This is a genomic window from Amycolatopsis sp. lyj-23, assembly GCF_046549135.1.
Lineage (GTDB): Bacteria > Actinomycetota > Actinomycetes > Mycobacteriales > Pseudonocardiaceae > Amycolatopsis.
The window spans coordinates 229,934-249,247 of the sequence record NZ_JAJPWN010000007.1 but is presented as its reverse complement, the minus strand read 5'-3'; the positions used below and the strand labels follow the sequence as shown (position 1 = coordinate 249,247).

Sequence of the window (19,314 nt, the reverse complement as noted above, 5' to 3'; positions counted from 1 at the left end):
CGTGATCGCGGTAACGAACGGACGAAGCGAAGCCGCCGCAGGGGAGCCGCAGATGTACCACCAAGACGACACGGTCGACGTCGTGCGGCTGCTGTCCGTACGCAAGGCGTACGGCAAGGAACGGGCCCAGGTGCTGGCCCTCGACAACGTGACGGCGGGCTTCGCCGGCGGCACCTTCACCGCGGTGATGGGGCCGTCCGGTTCGGGCAAGAGCACGCTGCTGCACTGCGCGGCCGGGCTGGACAAGCCGACGTCCGGCTCGGTGGTCCTGGGCGGCACGGACCTCAGCGTGATGCGCGAGGTCGACCTGACCCGGTTGCGGCGCGACCGCATCGGGTTCGTCTTCCAGGCCTTCAACCTGCTGCCCGCGCTCGACGTCGAGCAGAACGTGACGCTGCCGCTGCGGCTGGCCGGTCGCCGGGCGGACCCGGCGCTCGTGCGCCGGGTCATCGAGCAGGTCGGGCTCGGCCAGCGGCGGCGCCACCGGCCCGCGGAACTCTCCGGTGGGCAGCAGCAGCGGGTGGCCATCGCGCGCGCCCTCGTCACGCACCCCGAGGTGATCTTCGCCGACGAGCCGACCGGCGCGCTGGACACGCGCTCGGCCCAGGAAGTGCTTTCCCTGCTGCGCGAGGCGAAGACCGTGTCGCGCCAGACGATCGTGATGGTCACGCACGACCCGGTGGCCGCCTCCTACGCCGACCGCGTGCTGTTCCTCGCCGACGGCCGCGTCGTCGACGAGCTGCGGCAGCCGAACCCCGAAGAGGTGGCCCGCCGGATGACGAACCTGGTCGCCCGCACCGAGCAGCGGCCGCAGGAAGGCCCCTGGCTGAGCGAGCTGACGCGCTGATGCTGACCCTCGTCGTACGCACCCTGCGCCACCGCACCGGCGGGTTCATCGCCACCCTGGTCTCGGTGTTCGTCGGCACGGCCGTCATGCTCGCCTGCGGCGGCCTGATGGAGACCGGCATCCGGACCGTGATCCCGCCGCAGCGCCTGGCCGCCGCGCCGGTCGTCGTGGCGGGCAACCAGTCCTACAACCTGCCCACGGTCGGGCACGGCGAGGACGCCGACCACGAGACCGCGACGCTGTCCGAGCGCGTCCGGCTCGACGAACGCCTCGCGAGCTCGATCGGCGGCGTGCCCGGGGTCGCCCACGTCGTCCCGGACGTCTCCTTCCACGCCGAGGTGCTCGGCCTCTCCGGCGGCCCGTCGGTGCCCGGCACGCAGGCCGGCCACAGCTGGGTTTCCGCCGAGCTGGCCCCCTACCGGCTGGTCGACGGCGGCGCGCCGATCCGCGAGGGCGAAGTGGTGCTCGATGCCGCCACCGCGGCCCGGATCGGGGCGCACGCCGGCAGCAAGACCGACATCGCCGTCCGCGGGGGCGTGCACTCCTACCTGGTCACCGGGATCGCCGACGCCGGCCGCAAGATGGCCGCCGACGCGGTGTTCTTCTCGCCCGCCGAAGCCGCCGGGCTGCGGCCGGCGGCCGGGCAGGTCGACGCCTTCGGGGTCCAGCTCGCGCCCGGGGCGGACGCCAAAGCCGTCAGCGCGCAGATCGCGACCGCGCTGCACGAGAAGAACGCGGTGACGCTGACCGGCGACGCCCGCGGCTCGGCCGAGTTCGCCAAGGCCGCCGGCGACGGCGAGCTGCTGATCATCCTCGCCGCGGTGTTCGGCGGTCTCGCGGCGCAGGTCGCCATGTTCGTCGTCGCGAGCACGCTCACCCTTTCGGTGCAGCAGCGCCGCCGCGAGGTGGCGATGCTGCGGGCGATCGGCGCGACCCCGCGCCAGCTGAGCCGGATGATCACCGGCGAGGCGATGATCATCGGCGCGCTGGGCACCGCGCTGGCCATCTTCCCCGGCATGCTCCTCGGCAGCTGGCTCTTCGGGCGGCTGACCGGGTTCGGCGTGATCCAGCCGGTGCTGAAGTTCGAGCAAGGCTTCTACCCGGTCGTCGCCGCGGCGATCGTGGGCCTGGGCTCGGCGTGGGGCGCCGCGTTCGTCGCGGCCCGGTACGCCGGGCGCACCCGGCCGGTCGAAGCCATGCGGGAGACCGCGATCCCGACGCGCTGGCTGACCCCGACCCGGCTGTGGCTGGGCGTGTCGAGCCTGATCGGCGCGGTCGCGCTGGCCTACCTGACGATCACCGTGGTCGACGGCCCGCTCGCGGCGAGCACGGCGGGGCCGGCCGTCACGCTGGTGGCGACCGCCGTCGCGCTGTTCGCGCCCGGGCTGACCAAGCTGCTGGTCGCGGTGCTGCGCCGGCCGATCCGCGCCTTCGGCGGCCTGCCCGGCTACCTGGCCTCGCTGAACGCGCGGGCGCGCTGGATGCCGATGGCCGGTGCCGTCACGCCCATCATGCTCGCCACCGGGCTCGCGATCTTCATGCTGTACTTCCAGACCACCGAGGTCGCGGTCGCGGAGAAGCAGTACACCGATTCCCTGCTCGCCGACGCCGTGGTGACGTCGGCGACCGGTGACCTGCCGCCCGGCCTGATCGCGAAGGTGCAGCAGGCGCCCGGCGTCGCCGGGGCCACGGCGTTCGTGACGAGCAAGGGCTACAACGAAAAGCCGTCGGACGCGACGCAGGACGAAGACGGCGTCGACCTCACCGGCATCACGGCCGACGGCGTGGCGAAGGCGTGGGAGAGCATCGTCGCGACCGGACAGCTCGACGCACTGCACGGGAACACCATCGCCCTGCCCGCGGACCTCGCGCAGCGGCTGGGCGTCGGAGTCGGCGCGAAGATCGTCATGCGGCTGGGCGACGGCTCGCTGGCGACCCTGGACGTCGTCGCGACGCTGCGGAGCACGGCGGCCTCGGCGTCCGCGCTGATGCCGGCCGACACGCTGGCGCCGCACACGGCCGCCGGGTCGGCCGACCGGATCCTCGTCGTGGCGCAGCCCGGTACCCCGGAAGCCGATCTGCTCGCGTCGCTGCGCAGCCGGGCCGGGGACGTCGACGGCGTGCAGGTGGCCGGTCGCGAGGCGCTCACCAAGGCGTTCCTCGCCGAAGTGCAGGCCAACGCCTGGGTCAACTACCTGATCGTCGGGCTGCTGCTCGTGTACGCCGCGATTTCCATGGTCAACACGCTGGTGATGGCGACGGCGGACCGGCGGCGGGAGTTCGGGCTGCAGCGGCTCATCGGGTCCACGCGCGGGCAGGTGATGCGCATGATGGCCGTGGAAGCGGGGATCGTGGCGGCCATCGGGGCGTTCCTGGGCACGCTGGTCGCGGCGTCGATGCTGGTGCCGTTCAGCGCGGCGGTGTCGGACAGCCCCTTCCCGTCGGGTCCTTTGTGGATATATCTTGTGATACTCGGGCTGGCCGTCGTGCTGACGGTGGTGGCCACCTGCGCGCCGACGTGGTTCACGTTGCGCACCAGGCCGTCGCCTTCGACGCTCGCCCCTGAATAGGTGACCTCGGGCCGGCCGGAAGACCCCAGCGCCGCGCTGACGACTCTCCCCCAGATTGTCAGCGCGCGGTCAGCCCGAGGTCACCGCTCCGGCATAGCGTCGCGGCGTGGACACCGAAGAGAAAGCCGCCGGGCGCTGGGACGCCATCGTGGTCGGCTCCGGGATCGGCGGCCTCGTGTGCGCCGGCTACCTGGTGGCGAGCGGGATGCGCGTCCTCGTGCTCGAACAGCACGACGTCGCGGGCGGCAACAGCCACGTGTTCCGGCGGCGGCGGGCCTACCAGTTCGACGTCGGGGTGCACTACCTCGGCGACTGCGGACCGGACGGCCTGCTGCCGAGGGTGCTCTCGGGCCTCGGCCTGGGTGACCGGGTGCGGTTCCACCCGATGGACCCCGACGGGTTCGACCGGATCGTCCTGCCCAGCGTCACCGTGGACGTGCCGACCGGGTGGGACCGCTACGCCGACCGGCTGCGGGCCGCGCTGCCCGGGGAGGCCGACGGCCTGACCCGCTACACCGGCATCTGCGCCGCCGTCGCCCAGGCCTGCCGCGAGTCCGCCTTCGCGGCGGGTCCGGGCGCGAAGGTGCCGGCCGTGCTGCTGCGCTGGAGCCGCCGGACGCTGGCCCAGCTCTTCGACCACTGCGGGCTGTCGGCCCGGGCGCGCACGGTCCTGGCCGCCCAGTCGGGGAACTACGGGTCCGCTCCGGCCGGCACGCTCGTCGTCGCGCACACCATGATGCTGGACGACTACCTGCGCGGTGCCTACTACCCGGAGGGCGGCGGCCAGGTGATCGCCGCGTCCTTCGTCGAACTGCTGGAGTCGCACGGCGGCACGCTGCTCACCCGCACGCGGGCCGACCGGATCCTGATCGACCGCGGCAGGGTGACCGGCGTCCGGCTGACCGACGGGACCGTCCACACCGCACCGGTCGTGGTGTCCAATGCGGACTACCGGCGCACCGTCCTGGAACTGTGCGGCGGCCGGGAAAACCTGCCCGAGCCCGTGGTGGCGCGCGCGGAGACGGCGACCATGCGCCTGCCGCTGGCCGTCTGCTACGTCGCACTGGACCGCGAACTGCCGCTGCCGAGCGCGAACATCTGGTACTGGCCGGGTGAAGACGTCGACGCGGCGTACGCGCAGGTCGAGGCGGGCCGGCTCGACGAGCTGCCGTTCGCGTTCCTGTCCTTCGCTTCGCTGAAGGACCCGGTGCCGGGTTCGGCGTGCCCGCCGGGGCAGATGAACTTCCAGATCATGACGGCCTGCCCGCCCGGGTACGCGCACTGGGGCCTCGAGACCGGCCCGACGCACGGCGGCCGCTACCGCCGCGAGCCGGGGTACCTGTCCGCCAAGAACCGGCTGACCGAGCAGATGCTGGACCTGGCCGAGGCGGCGATCGGGCCGTTCCGCGAGCACCTCGTGCACGTCGAGACGTCGACGCCGCTGACGCAGGAGCGCTACACGCTTTCCACCGGCGGCAGCGCCTACGGCCTGCACACCTGGGGCCGGGTCGGGCAACGGCCGGACATCGATTCGGGGATCGACGGTCTCTACCTGACGGGCCAGAGCATCCTGCACGGCGGCGGGATCGTCGGGGTCGCGACCGGCGGCGCGCTGTGCGCTTCGGCCATCCTCGGCCGCCCGGTCCTCACGGAGGGGCCGCTGGGCAATCCCGAGCTGCTCCCGGAACGCGAACCCGGCTGGGACCCGCTGCGGACCTCACGGGGGCTGCGGCGGCGCGAGGCGCGCGGGCTCGCCCTGCTCGACCGGGTCGTCGCCGGATAAGACCCGCCACGGCGGAAAAAGAACTCGAGGCCCGGTTCCGGGCCCGTGGTAATGGCTGCTGTCTTCACGAAGGGAATGGTGAGCTAAGTGACGGAAACCGTGGCTGGATCGGCGGAGGTCCTGGACGAGCGCGTCGTCGCGGGGATCTGCGCCGCACTCGAGTCCGTGCTGGAGACCGAGGTGAGCGACCTCGGCCCGGAGACCCGGCTCGCGGACGCCGGCCTCGACTCCACCGGCGTGCTGGAACTGCTGATGCAGCTGGAAGAAGCGCTCGGCATCGAATTCGACGCGGAGAACCTCGAAATGAGCCACTTCGAATCGGTCGGGTCGCTCGCCCGGTTCGTCTCGGCAGAAATGGCCGCCTGAGCGATGACCACGATCTCGCCGCCGCTCACGGCGACCTGGCTGCGGTGCCACGACACCGCCCGTGCCGAGGGCCTGGCCCCGGCGCTGGCGGTGCTGCACGCGGCCCTGCCGGCGGGCGCGTCCGCGTCCGGGGCCGGCGGCGTCGCGGTCCGGCCGGCCGGGCCGGCGGACGGCGACGTGCTCGTGGTCCGGACGGCGCAGCTGCCGGGCGGTCCCGTCGTCCTGGTGCGGACCGGCCGTCCCGCGGGCCACCCCGACCCGGTCCTCGCGACCGGGGCGGTGTGGCTGCGGCTCGGCCTGTCCGGCGCCCTGCTCGATTCGGGCCTGGCCTACCTCGGCGGGCGGCGCAGCGGCGACACGACCCTGCTGCGCCGTCAGATGGTCCAGGGCGCCGTCGCCGAGGCACTGACCGGCCAGCTGGAGGTGCGGGCGTTCCTGACCGCGCACGAGGCGGGCCCGCCGCCCGCGGCGCTGGCCTACCTGCACCGGCGGCTCACCGAAACCGACCGCGTCCTGCTGCGCCTGCTGGGCGCCGCGGGGTTCACGCGCGGCGGCGCCGGTGAGGTCGCCGACGTCTCCGAGCTGCTCGCCGGCGCCTACACCCCGGAGGCCGTGGCGTGAGCGCGACCGTGCTGGACGACCGGCTGGTGACGCTGCGGGACGCGGCCCGGCAGTGGGGTGCGGAGTTCCGCACCGCGGGCGCCGGCCTCGACACCGACCCCGACGCCGTCGGCGAGCACCTGGACCTGGCCGGCGTCCGCTGCCTGGCCACCATGCTCGTCCCGGCGGAGTTCGGGGGTGCGGGCCTGCGCCTGGGCGCCCACCGCTTCCACGGCATGACGGCGATCGAGCGGGTGGTGGTGCTCGAAGAACTGGCCCGCGGCGACGCCGGCCTGATGCTCGCCAGCCCGGGTGCGTCGATGTCGGGCGTGCTCGTCGACGTCCTGGCCGACCGGGAGCAGAAGGAGTGGTTCTACGGACGGCTCCTCGAGCGTCCGACGTGGACGTTCTTCGCACTCACCGAGCCGGACCGGGGTTCCGACGCCACCGCGCTGGAGACGGCGCTGACGGCGGCGGCCGGCGGCGGGCACCGCCTCGACGGCCGCAAGAAGTACGTCGGCAACGCCGCCCGCGCCGCACTCGGGGTGGTGTTCGCCCGCACCGCGCCGGGCCCGCTCGGCGTGACCGCCGTCCTGGTCGACACGACCGACCCGGGGTTCCGCGCCGAGCCGCTCGAGTCGCTCGGGCTGCGCGCGGCGCGGATCTGCGAGCTGACGCTGGACGGCGTCGCCGTGCCCGCCGAGCGCGTGCTCGGCCGGGACCGCTCGCCCGCCCGGCGGGGCATGTGGGCGTGCGTGCAGACCTTCAACCGGCTGCGGCCGGGCGTCGCCGCGATCGCGGTCGGCATCGCCGCGGCCGCCCACGACTACGTGGCCGCCGAAGGCGGCCCGCTCGACCGCGCCGGCCGGGACCGGCTCGAGGAGCTGGGCCGGCGCATCGAAGGCGTCCGCCACCTCGTGCACCTGTCCGCGGTCGAGGTCGACGCCGACGGCTCCCGCGGGCACCTCGCCTCGGCGGCGAAGGCCGAAGCGTGCCGGCTGGCGGAGGAGGCCACGCTCGAAGCGTGCGGCTTCTTCGGCCCGCGGGCCCGCTGGGACCACCCGGCGCTGGACAAGCTCGTCCGGGACGCGCGCGGCGTCGAATTCATGGAAGGCGCCGGCAACATCCAGAAGCTCACCGTCTTCCAGGGGCTGCTCGCGGGCAAGGTCGGCCGCGGCGAGCCCTTCCCCGCGCACGCCGGGACGTCGCCGGCCGGAGGTTCGTCGTGCAGGTGATCACCAGGCCGGAGGAGTTCGACGTCACGGACCTCTACGTCGACCTCCACCAGGTCGTCGGCCGCCGGGTCCTGATGAAGTGCGAAGGCTTCAACTTCGCGCGCTCCAGCAAGCTCAAGCCCGCGCTGGAGATGGTGACGCTGGCCGAGCGCGCGGGCGTGCTGCGCCCGGGCTCGACCATCGTCGAGACGTCGTCGGGCAACCTCGGCGTCGCGCTGAGCCTGGTCGCCGCCAGCCGCGGGTACCGGTTCGTCTGCGTGACCGACCCGCGCAGCACGCTGCTCACCCGCCAGCTGATGCAGAACCTCGGCACCGAGGTGCTGGTCGCCCCGGACCCGGCCGCGGGCCTGCGGCTCGTCCGCCGCCTGTGCGCGGAGAACGCCGGCTACACGTGGCTGGACCAGTACGTCAACGCGGGCAACTGGATGGCCCACTTCCGCTCGACCGGCCCGGACATCCTGCGCACCGTGCCGGACCTGGACGTGCTGTTCGTCGGGGTCGGCTCGGCGGGCACGCTCACCGGGTGCGCCCGCTACCTGCGCCAGGTCCGGCCGCAGGTGCGGATCGTGGCCGTCGAATGCGTCGGCCCCGGCCCGCGGGCGGCCCGGCGCAGCACCGCCGTGCGCAGCAGCGTCCGGTTCCCGGTCATCGACATGTCCCTCGTGGACGACCTGGTCCGCGTCGACGAGGCGGCCGCGATCCGCGCGTGCCGCCGGCTCGCGCTGAGCGGCTTCCTGCTCGGCGGCGGCTCCGGCATGGTGCTGGCGGGCGCACTGGGCTGGCTGGCGGAGAACGACGCGGCCACGGCGGTGGTCATCTCGCCGGACCTCGGTGACCGCTACCTGGACACGATCTACCAGGACCAGTGGGTGAAGGACAACTACGGCCCCGAGGCGCTGCTCGCCGGGGCCGAACACGAATCCCCGTACGCCAAAACACTCTTCGAGGTGCCCTGATGACCGCGGTCGACGCGTTCCTGCCCCTGTCCACCGCACAGACCGACGTCTGGTACGACGAGCAGCTGTCCGGTGGCGGCCTCGCCTACGCGATGGCGGACTACCTGGACATCACCGGCCCGCTGGACGTCGACGTGTTCCGGGCGGCCCTGCGCGCGCTGGCCGACGAAGCCGAATGCTTCCGCGCCCGGTTCGTCGAGGTCGAGGGCGAACCGCGGCAGCTCATCGAGCCGCTGACCGAGCTCCCGATCCGCTACCCGGACGTGACCGCCGAGGCCGACCCGGCGGCCGCCGCGCTCGACTGGATGCACGAAGACATGCGGCACCCGTTCTCGCTCGAGGACTTCCCGCTGTTCCGCGGCGCGCTGATCAAGGTCGGCGCGCAGCGCCACTTCTGGTACCTCACCACGCACCACCTCATCGGCGACGGCTTCAGCGCGGCGATCTGCCACCGCCGGCTGGGCGAGCTCTACAACGCCCTGCTGAAGGGGGAGGACCCGGGCGGCAGCGCGCTGCCGCCGTTCCGGCTGCTGCTCGACGCCGACCTCGCCTACCAGGATTCCCCGCACCGGTTGCGGGACAAGGCGTTCTGGAGCCGGCACTTCGACACGACCCCCGACCTGGTCAGCCTGTCCGGCAAGGAGCCGGCGCCGGCCCGCGGGTTCCTGCGGCGCACGATGACCCTGCCCCCGGAGACGGCGAAGGCCGTGCGGGAGGCGGCCGCGGCCGCGAAGGTCACGCTGCCGACGTTCTTCATCGCCGCGATGGCGGCCTACACGCAACGGCTTTCGGGCATCAAGGACCTGCTGCTGACCGTCCCGGTCGCGGCGCGCGCGGGCGTGCGCTCGCGGGCGACCCCGGGCATGGTCGCGAACTACCTGCCGCTGCGGATGGTCGTCGAGCCGCAGACGACGATCGCCGCACTGCTGGCCCAGGCGTCGAGCGAGCTCGCCGCGACGCTGAAGCACCAGCGCTACCACGTCAACCAGATCCGGCGGGACATCGGCGTGCGCAGCGACGAGCGCCGCCCGTTCGGCGGCCCGTTCGTCAACGTGCTGCCGCCCGAGCCCGGCCTGCGGCTCGGCGAGTGCCACACGCGCGTGATGAACCTGTCGACCGGGATCACCAACGACCTTTCGCTGACCGTGCTGGACGTCACCGAAGACACCATCGAAATCCACTTGAACGGCAACCCCGACCTCTACGACGCCGACGGCGTCGCCGCGCACCTGGAGCGGCTCGCCGGGTTCGTCGGCCGCCTCGCCGAAGCCGGGTCCGCGGCGGTGCTCGGCGGGATCGACGTCGTGTCCGCGGACGAGCTCGGCGAGCTGCTGGCGTCCGGCATCGGTGCCACCGGGGAAGTCGGCGCCGACGTCGTCACGCGCGTGTGCGACATCGCGCTGGCCACGCCGGACGCGCCGGCGGTGGCCGACGGCGGCGACTGGCTTTCCTACGCTTCCCTGGTGGGCCGCGCGAGCGCGCTGTCCCGCCGGCTCCCGGCCCGCGGTCTGGTGGGCGTGCTGGCCGAGCCGGGGGTCGGTTTCGTGGCGGCCGTGCTCGGCGTGCTGTGGTCGGGCGCCGCGTACGTGCCGCTGGACGCCGGGATGCCGGTGGCCCGCCTGGCCGGGCTGCTCGCCGATTCGGGCGCGGACGCCGTGGTGGTGGGCGCCGGGTTCGAGGACCTGGCGGCCGAAGTCGTGGCGGCGGCCGGGACCGGCACCGAGGTCGTCCTGCTGGACGACGCCGAAGACGCGGACTGGGCCCCGATTTCCCGAGACGACGCCGGTCCGGACCTGGGTTACGTGATCTTCACGTCGGGTTCGACGGGCCGTCCGAAGGGCGCGATGGTCCACCGCCGGGGGATGGTGAACCACCTGCTGGCGAAGGTGGAGGACCTCGGTCTGGAGTCGTCGGACCTGGTGGTGCAGAACGCGCCGGTGACGTTCGACGTTTCGGTGTGGCAGATGCTGGCGCCGCTGCTGGTCGGCGGCCGGGTCCGGGTGGTGTCGCGGGCCGTGGCGGCGGATCCGGACGCGTTGTTCGGCTTGATCCGGGGCGAAGGCGTTTCGGTGCTGGAGGTCGTGCCGTCGTTGCTGCGGGCGGCGCTGGACTCGTGGGACCTGGCCGGGCAGCCGGACGTCTCCGGGCTGCGCTGGCTCGTCGTGACCGGCGAGGCGTTGCCGCCGGACTTGTGCGCGCGGTGGTCCGCGCGGTTCCCGGACGTGCCCTTGGTGAACGCCTACGGTCCGACGGAGTGCTCGGACGACGTGACGCACGCGGTGATCCGGTCCGCCGTCGACGTCGTCCCGATCGGCCACGCGGTGCGGAATTCGCGGCTGTACGTGCTGGGGGACGAGCTGCGTCCGGTGCCTGCGGGTGCGGTCGGCGAGCTGTTCGTCGGCGGTCTGGTGGTCGGCCGGGGATACGTCGGCGACCCCGCGCGGACGGCGGCGGTGTTCGTCGCGGATCCGTTCGGTGAAGCCGGGAAGCGGCTGTACCGCACGGGCGACCGGGTCCGGCTGCGTCCGGACGGGCAGCTGGAGTTCGTGGAGCGCCGCGACTTCCAGGTCAAGATCCGCGGGCACCGCATCGAGCTCGGCGAGATCGAAAGCGTCCTGCGGTCCGTGCCCGGCGTGCTGGACGCCGTCGTGCGCGTGCTCACCGACGCCGACGGCGGCAAGCGCCTGGCCGGTTACCTCATCGGTGTCGACGGCGAAGCCCCGATCGACGCCGGTGCCGTGCGCAGCACCGCCCAGCAGCTGCTCCCGGACTACATGGTGCCTTCGGCACTGGTCGTGCTGGACGAGCTGCCCCTGACCGAGCACGGCAAGGTCGACCGCGAGGCACTGCCCGCGCCGGACTTCCGCGCCGAGGTGGTCGGCCGCCGTCCCCGCAACACCGTCGAGACCGTCGTCTGCGACATCCTCGCCGAGGTGCTTTCGGTGCCGCGGGTGTACATCGACGACAACTTCTTCGCCCTCGGCGGCGACAGCATCAGCGCGATCCAGGTGGCCGGCCGGGCCCGCACGGCGGGCATCGAGCTCACCCCGCGCGACATCCTGGAGCGCCGGACGCCGGCCGCCATCGCCGAGCAGGTCGCCGTCCGCGAGCCGGGTTCCGAAGTCGTCGTCTCGGACGGTCCGCTGATCGACCTGACCGAAGACGAGCGGCGGGAGCTGGCGCCGGACGGCGGCCGCATCGAAGACGCCCTGCCGCTGTCCGCGCTGCAGCAGGGCCTGCTGTTCCACTCCGAGTTCGACCCGGACGGCGTCGACGTCTACACCGTGCAGGCCACCGCCGACCTCGCGGGCCCGCTGAACGTCGAGGCGCTGCGCCAGGCGTGTGCCGCGCTGCTGCGCCGGTACGCGACCCTGCGCGCCTACTTCCGCCACCGCCGCGGCGGTGACGCCGTGCAGCTGATCGCGGCCGAGGTCGGCCTGCCCTGGACCGAGCTCGACCTCTCCACGCTGCCCGAAGCCGACCGCGAGGAACGCCTGGCCCGGCTGGCCGCCGAGGACCGTGAGCGCCGGTTCGACCTCGCGCACCCGCCGCTGGTGCGGTTCACCCTGATCAAGATCGCCGCCGGGCGCTACCGGTTCCTGTGGACCGCACACCACATCGCCACCGACGGCTGGTCGGTGCCGATCCTCATCCGCGAGCTGGCCACGCTGTACACCGAAGGGCCGGCGGCGGCGCTGCCGGAGGTGGCCCCGTTCCGGAACTACCTCGCCTGGCTCGGCCGCCAGGACGAGCAGGAGGCCCGGCAGGCGTGGCGCGAGGTTCTCGACGGCCTCACCGAGCCCACGAAGGTGGCGCCCGAGGTCGACGGCCACCTGAAGGCGGTGCCGGAGTCGGCCGAGGTCGTGCTGACCCGCGAGGAGACCGCCGAACTGGTGGCGTGGGCGCGCCGGCACGAGCTCACCCTCAACACCGTCGTGCAGGCCTGCTGGGCGATCCTGGTCGGCAGGCTCACCGGCCGCCGGGACGTCGTGTTCGGCTCGGTGACCTCCGGGCGCCCGGCCGAGCTGCCGGGCGTGGAAACCATGGTCGGCATGTTCATCAACACGGTGCCGGTCCGGGCCGCGCTCGACCCGGCGCGCCCCCTCGACGACCTCCTGGTGTCCCTGCGCGACCAGCAGGCGCGGATGTCGGCCTACCAGCACGTCGGCCTCGCCGAGGTGCAGAACGACGTGCCCGGGCTGGCCGGCACCGGCGAGCTGTTCGACACCGCCATCGTCTTCGAGAACGTGCCCGCCGACGGCCAGGAGACCGAGATCGTCCTCGGCGGTGACGTGCGGGTGCTCGACGCCGTCACGGAGGACTCCCGGCACTACCCGCTGAGCCTGGTCGTCAACCCGGGCGCCGAACTGGCCTTCCGCTTCGACTACGCACCCGAGGCGTTCGACGCCGAGCGCGTCGGCCGGCTCACCGGCGTGTTCCGGCACCTGCTCGACACCGCCATCGCCGATTCCTCGGTGCGGCTCGGCGCGATCGACGTCGTGCCCGCAGCGGAACTGGAGCAGGGCGCCGGAGCCACCGGGCCGGTGGGAGCGGACGTCGTCTCGCGGGTGTGCGAGTTCGCGCTGACCACGCCGGACGCGCCCGCGGTGGCCGACGGCGGCGCGTGGGTTTCGTACCGGTCGCTGGCCGGCCGGGCGAGTGCGTTGTCCCGACGGCTGGGCGGCGGCGTGGTCGGGATCCTGGCCGACCCCGGGGTGGGTTTCGTGACGTCCGTGCTGGGCGTGCTGTGGTCCGGGGCGGCGTACGTGCCCTTGGACCCGGCCTTGCCGGTGGCGCGGCTGGCGGGGTTGCTGGCGGACTCGGGCGCCGCGTCCGTCGTCGCCGGCGCGGGCTTCGCGGACCTGGCGGCCGAGATCGCCGGCGGTGACACCGCGATCGTGGTCATGGACGACGCCGAAGACGAGGAGTGGGCCCCGATCGCCGGTGGCGACGCCGGTCTGGACCTCGCGTACGTGATCTTCACGTCGGGTTCGACGGGTCGCCCGAAGGGCGCGATGGTCCACCGCCGGGGGATGGTGAACCACCTGCTGGCGAAGGTGGAGGACCTCGGTCTGGAGTCGTCGGACCTGGTGGTGCAGAACGCGCCGGTGACGTTCGACGTTTCGGTGTGGCAGATGCTGGCGCCGCTGCTGGTCGGCGGCCGGGTCCGGGTGGTGTCGCGGGCCGTGGCGGCGGATCCGGACGCGTTGTTCGGCTTGATCCGGGGCGAAGGCGTTTCGGTGCTGGAGGTCGTGCCGTCGTTGCTGCGGGCGGCGCTGGACTCGTGGGACCTGGCCGGGCAGCCGGACGTCTCCGGGCTGCGCTGGCTCGTCGTGACCGGCGAGGCGTTGCCGCCGGATCTGTGTGCGCGGTGGTTCGCCCGCTTCCCGGACGTGCCGCTGGTGAACGCCTACGGGCCGACCGAGTGCTCGGACGACGTGACGCACGCGGTGATCCGGTCCGGTGCCGAGGCGGTGCCGATCGGCCGTGCGGTGCGGAATTCCCGGCTGTACGTCCTGGGTGACGAGCTGCGTCCGGTGCCGCTGGGGGCGATCGGCGAGCTGTTCGTCGGCGGCCTGGTGGTCGGCCGCGGTTACGTGGGCGACCCGGTCAAGACGGCGGCGGTGTTCGTGGCCGACCCGTTCGGCGAGCCGGGCACGCGGATGTACCGCACGGGCGACCGGGTGCGGATGCGCCCGGACGGGCAGCTGGAGTTCGTGGAGCGCCGGGACTTCCAGGTGAAGATCCGCGGGCACCGCATCGAACTCGGCGAAATCGAAGCCTCCCTCGCCGCGCACGCCGGCGTCGGGGAAGCCGTCGTCACCGTGCACGGCACGGGCAACGACCGGCGGCTCGTCGCCTACGTCACCGGCACCGCCACCGCCGGGGAACTGCGCTCGCACCTGACCGAGCAGCTGCCCGCCTACATGGTCCCGAGCGCGTACGTCGTCCTCGACCGCTTCCCGCTGACCGCGCACGGCAAGATCGACCGCAAGGCGCTGCCCGCCCCGGAACAGCCCGCCGGCGCCGCCGCCCGCGGCCCGCGCACCCCGGTCGAAGCGAAGCTGTGCGAGATCTGGGCCGACGTGCTCGGCGTCGAAGAAGTCGGGATCGACGACGACTTCTTCGTCATCGGCGGGCACTCCCTGCTGGCCAACTCGGTGGTGAGCCGGGTCCGGTCGGCGTTGGCCGCCGAACTGTCCATTCGCGACCTCTTCGAGGCGCGCACGGTCAGCAGGCTGGCCGGCCGCCTGGTCTCCGCGGGCCAGGCTGGGGCCGGCTTCCGGAAGCTCGACCGGCCGGACCGGATCCCGCTGTCGCACGCGCAGACCCGGATGTGGTTCCTCAACCGGCTGGAGAGCGCCGGGTACACGATCCCGCTGGCCGTCCGGCTCGGCGGCGACCTCGACCCGGCCGCACTGGCCGCCGCGCTCGGCGACGTCGTCGAGCGGCACGAAATCCTGCGCACGGTCTTCCCGGACGTCGACGGGGTGCCGTACCAGCGGGTGCTCCCGCACGCCCCGGAGTCCCCGCTCGCCACCGCGACGGTCGCCGAGGACGCGCTCTCCGCGGTGCTGGCGGCCGAGGCGAGCCGAGCGTTCGACCTCGCCACCGACCGGCCGCTGCGCGCCACCCTCTACCGCGTCGGCGACGAGCACGTCCTGCTGCTCGTCCTGCACCACATCGCGGGCGACGGCTGGTCGGTGGACGTCCTGGCGCGCGACCTGGCCACCGCCTACGACGCCCGGGTGCGGGGAACCGAGCCCGGCTGGGCCGAGCTGCCCGCGCAGTACGCCGACTACGCGGTCTGGCAGCGTGAGCTGCTCGACGACCGGCAGGCGGCGGACCGGCAGTGGGAGTACTGGCGCGACGCGCTCGACGGCCTGCCCGAAGAGCTGCGGCTGCCGGCGGACCGGCCGCGCCGGGCCGCGACCGCGTTCCGCGGCGGCTCGGTGGACTTCGCGGTGCCGCCGGCCGTCCACCAGGCACTGACGGCACTGGCCCGCCGGTCCGGTGCCAGCGTGTTCATGGTGGTGCAGGCGGCGGTGGCCGCGCTGCTCACCAAGCACGGCGCGGGCACGGACATCCCGCTGGGCAGCCTGGTCGCGGGGCGCTCGGACGAGGTGACCAACGACCTCGTCGGGTTCTTCGTGAACACGCTGGTGCTGCGCACCGACACCGGCCGCAACCCGACGTTCGCCGAGCTCGTCGGCCGGGTGCGGGACACCGACCTGGAGGCGTACGCGCACCAGGACCTGCCGTTCGAGCTGCTGCTCGAGATGGCCCGGCCCGCGCGGTCGCTGGCGCGCCAGCCGTTGTTCCAGGTGATGCTGTCCTACTACGAGGTCCCGGACCCGCGGTTCTCGATCGGCGGGCTGCAGGTGCGGCCGGAGGTCCTGCCGCCGACGGGCGCGAAGTTCAAGTTCGACCTGACGTTCCAGTTCGGCGAGCGCCCGGCCGAAGGCGGCCTGGAAGGCAGCATCGAGTACTGCGCGGACCTGTTCACCCCGGAGACGGCGGAACTGCTGGCCACCCGCCTGAACCGGCTGCTGTCGGTGGTCGCCGAGGACCCGGAGCGGCCGTTGAGCGGAATCGAGCTGAGCCCGGCGGAACCGGCCTCGCCGGTGACGGCGGAGCCGGCCGAGCTGCCGGCTCTGCGGAACACCCGCGGCCCGGCGTTGGTCTGGGAAGGCGGCCGGCTCAGCCACGCCCAGCTGCGCCGCCGCGTGACAACGGAGGCCCGGAAGCTGACGGCGAGCGGCGTGGGTCCGGAGTGGACGGTGACGGTCGCGGCGCAGTCACCGGCGGACCGCGTGGTCCACGTCCTGGCGGCCCTCGAAGCGGGGGCGGCGTACCGGCTGGCCGACCCGGCCGAGGAGCCGGGCGTGGTGCTCGAGGTAACCCGCCCGGCAGGCAACCAGGCCGCTTCCGGGCTCTCCGGCGGCATCCCGGCAGCGCGCGTGGCCGAGGAAGACCGCCCGGCGGGTGGCTTGGTGGCTTCCGGCGAGGCCGGGCTCTCCGGCGGCATCCCGGCGGCGCGCGTGGCTGAGCAAGACCGCCCGGCCGGCGCGCAGGCCGAGGTTTCCGGCGAAGCGGAACTTCCCGGCACCACACCGATCGCTCCCGGACACGCGGCCGCCCACCTGCCCGACGGCACGATCCTCACCCGCCGGGCGCTCGCCGAGTCCGTCACCGCCCTGCGCGAATCCGTTCCCGACGGTGCCCGGGTCATCGTCCCCGACCTGCCCGGTGCCCTCCCCGTGGTGCTCGCCGCCTTGGCCGCGGGTGGCTCCGTGCACCTCGCCGAAACCGAAACCGAAACCCAGACCGGGACCGGCGATGCCGCCGCCCTCGCGCGGCTGCTCGAAGGCGAACCGCCCGCGGTGCTGTTCGCCACCGGTCACCAGGTGCGGGCGCTGGCGGCCCGGCACGAACCCGCCCTCGCCGGTGTCCGCCTCCTCGTCGCCGGGGAACCGCTCGCCGCTCCGCTGACCGAGCGGCTGCAGCGGGCCGGTGCGCAAGTCCACGTCCACCACCGCGGTCTCACCGGCCGCGCCGAACCCGGTTGCCTGCCCGGATCCGCCCGCGCCTACGTGCTCGACGAGACGCTCCGGCCCGTCCCGCCGGGCGGGCACGGCGAACTCTGGCTCGCCGGTCCGGCCCTCGCCCGCGGCTACGCGGACGAGCCCGGCCGCACCGCCACGCGGTTCGTCGCGGACCCGTTCGAGCCCGGCGCCCGGATGTACCGCACCGGCGATGTCGTCCGCCGCCGGCTCGACCGCCGGCTGGAGCCGGTCACCGGGACCGTGCGGGCGCGCGGGTTCGGCGTCCGGCTCGTTGAGGTCGAGGCCGCGCTGCTGCGCCACCCCGGCGTCGCGGCGGCCGAGGTCGTGGTCCGGGACGACCGGATCGTCGCCTACGTCGTGCCCCGCGGCGGTACCGGCGACCTGCGCGAGCACCTCGCGCGGGAGCTGCCGGACTTCGCCGTGCCGTCGGCGATCGTGGAGCTCACCGCGATCCCGCTCACCGCCGCCGGCGAGCTCGACCACGCGGAACTGCCCGCCCCGACGACGAAAGCGGACCACCAGACCCCGGCCGAGGAGGTCCTGCGGCTGGCGTTCGCCGAGACGCTCGGCCTGCCCGAGGTGGACGTCGACGCCGACTTCTTCACCCTGGGCGGCAACAGCCTGCTCTCGGTGCGGCTGGTCGCGCTGGCCCGCAACGCCGGGCTGCGGTTCACCGTGGCCGACGTCCTGACGCACGGGACCGTCGAACGCCTGGCCGCACTGGCCGGCACCGGCACCGGCGACGGTGGTGGCGGGGAAGTGCTCGACCCGTTCGCCCCGGTGCTGCCGATCCGGCCGGACGGCGACCGCGAACCGCTGTTCTGCGTGCACGCCGGGCTCGGGCTGAGCCTGCCCTACCTCGGGCTCGTCCAGCACCTCGATCCCGGCCGCCCGATGTACGGGCTGCAGTCGCCGAACATCGGCGGGCACGCCGAGCTGCCGGTCAGCGTCGAGGACGTCGCCGAGGAGTACGCCGCCCGGATCCGCGCGATCCAGCCGTCCGGCCCGTACCACCTGCTCGGCTGGTCGTTCGGCGGCCTGCTGGCGCACGAGATCGCCGTGCAGCTGCAGGAGGCGGGCGAGCGCGTGGAAACCCTCTGCGTGCTGGACAGCTTCCCGGTCGACGCGGCGGGCCAGACCCCGCCGACCCGGCAGGAACTGCTCGTCAGCTTCCTCGAACACCTCGGCCACGACGCCGGCGACTTCACCGGTGCGGACCTGAGCCCGGCGGCCGTCATCGACGTCCTGCGCCGCGGCGGGTCGCGGCTGGCCGGGATCGGCGAGGACCGCATGACCCGCGTGCTCGACGTGATGAGCAACAACGGCGAGCTCGCCCTCCGGTACGAACCCACCCGGTTCGCGGGCCGCCTCCGGCTGTTCCTGGCGGCCGAGGGCCTTTCCGAAGCCGACCTCGCCGAGCGGCCCGGCCGCTGGGCGCCGTACGTCGACGGGGCGATCGAGACGCACCGCATCGGCTGCGGGCACGAATTCATGATGCACGGACCAGCACAGGCCGCCATCGGCCGCATCGTCGCCGCCGCACTGGACGGCTCTTCCGAGGAGGACGAATGACTGTGATTGCCCCGGCGGAGCGCCGCCGGTCCGCGCTGGGCGACGGCGTGGCGGAGGTGCTGGCGCTCGCCGGGCGCCGCCTCACCCACCTGCGCAACGTTCCCGGCCGCCTGCTGGCGGTCACGCTGAACCCGCTGATCACCATGCTGGCGATCGGGTACGTGTTCAAGGACGCGGTGATCGTGCCGGGCAGCGGCAGCTACCCGGAGTTCCTGTTCCCCGCCGCGCTGATGCAGGTCGGCCTGGCCGGCATCGCGCCGACCGCCATCGCGGTGGCCACCGACCTCAACGGCGGCCTGACCGACCGGTTCCGCTCGCTGCCGATCGTCCGCCCGGCCGTCCTCATCGGGCACTCGCTCGGCGACTTCGTGGTCGGCCTGATCGCACTGGCCATCACCGTGGCGTCCGGCCTGCTCGTCGGGGGCCGCGTGCACACCGGGTTCCTGCCGCTGCTCGGCGGGCTCGCCCTGCTCGTCGTGTTCCTCTACGCGATGATCTGGGTCGGCATCCTGCTCGGCCTGTCGCTGCGCAACCCCGAGGCGATCGACGGCATCGGCGCGGTCGCGACGCTCGGGCTTTCCTTCCTCTCCAACGCCTTCATGTCGACCGACCGCCTGCCGGTGTGGCTGCGGCCGGTCGCGGAGTGGAACCCGGTCAGCTCGGTGACCACCGCGGTCCGCCGCCTGTGGGGCACGCCGGTCGACGAGACCGGGTTCCCCGCGCAGCACCCCGGCGTCGTCGTGGCGATCACCCTGGTCGTCACGCTGGTGCTGGCCGGGGGGCTGAGCTTCCGCAAGTACCGCACGATCGCGTAGTCA

At 73.8% G+C, this 19,314-nt stretch carries 9 protein-coding genes; all 9 read left to right on the top strand.

Going from position 1 to position 19,314, the window contains the following annotated elements; translation table 11 throughout:
- Positions 1–52 precede the first annotated feature (52 nt).
- Complete coding sequence (locus tag ACLJPY_RS19315) at positions 53–847, top strand: ABC transporter ATP-binding protein (RefSeq protein ID WP_410590246.1); 795 nt, start codon at positions 53–55, stop codon at positions 845–847.
- Entirely contained in the window at positions 847–3,417 is a 2,571-nt protein-coding gene (locus tag ACLJPY_RS19310; protein ID WP_410590244.1) for an FtsX-like permease family protein, read from the top strand. Before ACLJPY_RS19315 ends, ACLJPY_RS19310 begins: the two co-directional genes overlap by 1 nt.
- A 106-nt stretch (positions 3,418–3,523) precedes the next feature.
- Positions 3,524–5,200 carry a phytoene desaturase family protein gene (locus ACLJPY_RS19305; protein ID WP_410590243.1) on the top strand — a complete coding sequence of 559 codons (1,677 nt, stop codon included), beginning with the start codon at positions 3,524–3,526 and terminating at the stop codon, positions 5,198–5,200.
- 87 nt (positions 5,201–5,287) lie between these two features.
- Entirely contained in the window at positions 5,288–5,566 is a 279-nt protein-coding gene (locus ACLJPY_RS19300) for an acyl carrier protein (protein ID WP_410590242.1), read from the top strand.
- A 3-nt stretch (positions 5,567–5,569) separates the two neighbouring features.
- Positions 5,570–6,187, top strand: a complete 618-nt coding sequence (locus tag ACLJPY_RS19295) for a DUF2786 domain-containing protein (RefSeq protein ID WP_410590240.1) — start codon at positions 5,570–5,572, stop codon at positions 6,185–6,187.
- Complete coding sequence (locus ACLJPY_RS19290; RefSeq protein WP_410590239.1) at positions 6,184–7,401, top strand: acyl-CoA dehydrogenase family protein; 1,218 nt, start codon at positions 6,184–6,186, stop codon at positions 7,399–7,401. The genes ACLJPY_RS19295 and ACLJPY_RS19290 overlap by 4 nt, the downstream gene beginning before the upstream one ends.
- A complete protein-coding gene (locus tag ACLJPY_RS19285; RefSeq protein ID WP_410590238.1) occupies positions 7,392–8,357 on the top strand; it encodes a pyridoxal-phosphate dependent enzyme in 966 nt (321 codons plus the stop codon). The genes ACLJPY_RS19290 and ACLJPY_RS19285 overlap by 10 nt, the downstream gene beginning before the upstream one ends.
- A complete protein-coding gene (locus ACLJPY_RS19280; protein ID WP_410590237.1) occupies positions 8,357–18,496 on the top strand; it encodes an amino acid adenylation domain-containing protein in 10,140 nt (3,379 codons plus the stop codon). Before ACLJPY_RS19285 ends, ACLJPY_RS19280 begins: the two co-directional genes overlap by 1 nt.
- On the top strand, positions 18,493–19,311 hold the full coding sequence (locus ACLJPY_RS19275) for an ABC transporter permease (RefSeq protein ID WP_410573142.1): 819 nt from the start codon (positions 18,493–18,495) through the stop codon (positions 19,309–19,311). The genes ACLJPY_RS19280 and ACLJPY_RS19275 overlap by 4 nt, the downstream gene beginning before the upstream one ends.
- Positions 19,312–19,314 lie beyond the last annotated feature (3 nt).

Excerpts from the sequence above, each read along its gene's own strand:
- ACLJPY_RS19315 (WP_410590246.1), top strand. The coding sequence starts at position 53 with ATGTACCACCAAGACGACACGGTCGACGTCGTGCGGCTGCTGTCCGTA.
- ACLJPY_RS19310 (WP_410590244.1), top strand. The coding sequence starts at position 847 with ATGCTGACCCTCGTCGTACGCACCCTGCGCCACCGCACCGGCGGGTTC.
- ACLJPY_RS19295 (WP_410590240.1), top strand. The coding sequence starts at position 5,570 with ATGACCACGATCTCGCCGCCGCTCACGGCGACCTGGCTGCGGTGCCAC.
- ACLJPY_RS19280 (WP_410590237.1), top strand. The coding sequence starts at position 8,357 with ATGACCGCGGTCGACGCGTTCCTGCCCCTGTCCACCGCACAGACCGAC.
- ACLJPY_RS19275 (WP_410573142.1), top strand. The coding sequence starts at position 18,493 with ATGACTGTGATTGCCCCGGCGGAGCGCCGCCGGTCCGCGCTGGGCGAC.